Source organism: Plebeiibacterium sediminum, from assembly GCF_026013605.1.
Taxonomy (GTDB): Bacteria; Bacteroidota; Bacteroidia; order Bacteroidales; family Marinilabiliaceae; genus Saccharicrinis; species Saccharicrinis sediminus.
The window spans coordinates 1-668 of the sequence record NZ_JAPDPJ010000253.1 but is presented as its reverse complement, the minus strand read 5'-3'; the positions used below and the strand labels follow the sequence as shown (position 1 = coordinate 668).

Genomic DNA, 668 nt, shown 5'->3' with positions numbered 1-668 from the left:
GGTCTTAAAACCATATTTGTAACAATTTACTATAGTCCCTTTAAATAAAGGATGATTAATTGTTTCCTTTGTCAGACCACGACTCAATAGAAAATTATAATTGATTAATTCATGAGGAGCATAAAGTTCATATTCAAATTTAACTTTCTCTTGAAAAATTTTTATTTCCTTAGTCAGTTCTTTTCCTCCGGAATCATCATCTAACTGGGCAAAAGCTTTGGCATAATCTTGCTTGGTCTTACTGTCTGTACTTAGATAACCATTAATTCTATTAACTACAAAATTGATAATATTACCTTTATCTCTGGTATCGTTTAGATTTTGATAAATATACTTTCCAGTTTTTTGATGTCTCAGCACTAAAAGCTTCTCGCCATCCTTTTCAAATACTTTTTGCCTGGCAGTAGATTTATGCACATCTATTACATATCCAGAACTTAAAAGATACTTGATTAGATCAACTTTTTCTATGTAATGAAAGGCATCCATAAGAACATGAATTCTTAATCCAAATTTGAATAACTGTAATCAAAAATTATATAACTTGAAAATTACTATTATTCTATCAGTTTCAATAAAAGATTTTTAATTTCTTCAGTTTTATCTTTTTTAACGACAGGTTGTACGTGAAGACAAAGTGATTCAATAGCTATTTTTTTATGACTTAA

1 protein-coding gene is annotated in these 668 nt (G+C 28.1%); it reads right to left on the bottom strand.

The window, feature by feature from the left end; translation table 11 throughout:
* On the bottom strand, positions 1–489 hold a 489-nt coding region (locus OM075_RS25335; protein ID WP_301193352.1), incomplete at its 3' end, for a hypothetical protein.
* Positions 490–668 lie beyond the last annotated feature (179 nt).